The sequence below is a fragment of the Ferroplasma sp. Type II genome (assembly GCF_000496155.1).
Map to the genome: position 1 here is coordinate 1 of NZ_KI542747.1, position 2,059 is coordinate 2,059.

A 2,059-nucleotide genomic window follows, 5' to 3' on the forward strand; every position below is an offset into this window, starting at 1 on the left:
CCAGTATCATCGATATTGATATTAGATACAGATTCCCCGTATACTGCCATATAAAAACTCCCGCCATCATAAATGTATATGCTGTTAACAGCTGTAATACATATTTCCCCTCTGTTTTATGGAGCGACTGTTTCCTGTATAAATATTCAAACATATAGATAAAGAATGCAGTCATAACTATTCCGGAAAAATATACAGCAAACGCAGAATAAAATTTATTATATATTGCTGTAGGCATTAAAAGCATAACGGCCGATTGAACTGAAAAAATAATTAATACAAACTTTTTTAAACTATTACGAAGCATAAATGATGTTATTAACATCTCAAATGCCATTGTAAAAACAAACCAATAGGTTGAAACAGCCAAGGCCAATGCATTAAATGGGGTTGAAAGTAAAAATGGTAAATAACTGGATGATGATATTAGATTAAAATCAACACTCATAATTAACTCATCAAGAATTACAAGGAACATTGTGTAAAAAAACAAAAATCCTGATTTTTCCATTTCTTTCTCTCTCATCAAATCCGATAAAAATTTGAAGAAAAATGGAATAACCTCAACCATCATTAATATGGCAGAAATTTCCACAGCTCTGACGATGGATAAATTTAAAATATAGTATAATAACGTTCCTATGAGCATGCTATTCATCATTCCAAGTATGAGGTAAACGTAAAATTTTTCCATAATATTTGAAGTGATTTTTGCCGATTTAATAGCATATGCCATGGCAATTGCCATTAATGCAGTAAATAACCATAAAATGTATATTACTCCCATTCAAACACATTAAAATATTAACACGCAATTATTAAAGGTATTTATAACATATGTTCTATTTTATTAAATTTTAAGGTTCTAGTATGTTTTGTTCTCCGGTCATGGGCTATTCTCTATTTCTTTGAAATGTTTACGCCACCCTGAATTATGAGTCTTATTACTGCGAATATGAGCATCAGAAATCCAAGAACAAGAAACCCAGTCAATATATATCCTGCTCCGTGGAGGTAAAATGTTACAAAAGCAAACACTATCATTACCAACCCCATAAAAAGACCTATAATACCCGTTCGATACAAATAAGGTTTGCCCCTATCAACCAGAAAAAGAACGGCGAAACCGAAGAGAGCCATTCCTATGGCCATAGGTAGAATTGCAGGTAACACCCCGACAAAATCGCCGTTTCTGTAATGAATGATATTTCCAAGAATTATTGATACATACATTAATGAAACTCCCACAAATCCAAATATAGTGGAAGAGAGGATGTTTTTGGCTCTAGTTTGCATCGCCAGTCCCTCTCTTTAGTGCTTTATATTTTTTAAAAAATAGATAAGGTGTATAACTTGCAATGAGAAAAATCACTAAATTACCAATTCCCAAAGAATAAGCAGAAAGAGGTGGTAGTGTGAGATCAAAATACAATAACACTGTACCACCCACAACAAGAAATGTAGTTGAGAGAATGACTACCGTAAGGTATAGACTTCCTCTTCTCTTTATGTTCATTTCAGAAACCTCGTGACTATTGTCCTTATCTGTATCGCCTCTTCAGTATTCGGATAATGAGAAGAATTGATAATGGATTTAGCCTCATTTGCATAGGTTTCGGATTTTTCACTATCCTTTTCCTTATACATTGCAGATAAAGCAGCTAGCCTCTTGGCAAGTTCAGGCAGCTTATTAGGGTCAAGTTTTGCCTCTTCCCTGTGAATATTCATTTTCTCTTCTAAAAGGTTTACTGCATGATCACTGTCGGAAGCGGATGTTTCAATGATTGAGAATCCTGTACCCATTCTGAAAGGATTACTGTTTTTGTAAAAAAACCTGTATGAAAAATATGCTGTCATTACAATAATTAGGGTCGGAATCACAGCATAATAGGCAAAGTCGGTAAAAGTAAAGTAAAAGAAAGCAAACTGGTCATATGCGTAAAGAGCTATAATACCAGCAATAAGGAAATTTCGTGCGTTCTTTCTTGTCATTAATCACATCTCTTTTTTAAATATTGATAAAAACTATCTGTTATATATATATATATCTCTCTTTCCA

Annotated in this window: 3 protein-coding genes; all 3 read right to left on the bottom strand. The window is 33.2% G+C overall.

What is annotated here, in order from left to right:
- The coding region (locus AMDU4_RS09410; protein WP_021787746.1) for a hypothetical protein at window positions 1–787 on the bottom strand (787 nt) is incomplete at its 3' end.
- Window positions 788–900: 113 nt separating this feature from the next.
- Window positions 901–1,296, bottom strand: a complete 396-nt coding sequence (locus AMDU4_RS09415) for a hypothetical protein (RefSeq protein ID WP_021787747.1) — start codon at window positions 1,294–1,296, stop codon at window positions 901–903.
- A gap of 216 nt (window positions 1,297–1,512) precedes the next feature.
- On the bottom strand, window positions 1,513–1,992 hold the full coding sequence (locus AMDU4_RS09420; RefSeq protein ID WP_021787749.1) for a hypothetical protein: 480 nt from the start codon (window positions 1,990–1,992) through the stop codon (window positions 1,513–1,515).
- Window positions 1,993–2,059 lie beyond the last annotated feature (67 nt).

Excerpts from the sequence above, each read along its gene's own strand:
- AMDU4_RS09415 (WP_021787747.1), bottom strand. The coding sequence starts at position 1,296 with ATGCAAACTAGAGCCAAAAACATCCTCTCTTCCACTATATTTGGATTT.
- AMDU4_RS09420 (WP_021787749.1), bottom strand. The coding sequence starts at position 1,992 with ATGACAAGAAAGAACGCACGAAATTTCCTTATTGCTGGTATTATAGCT.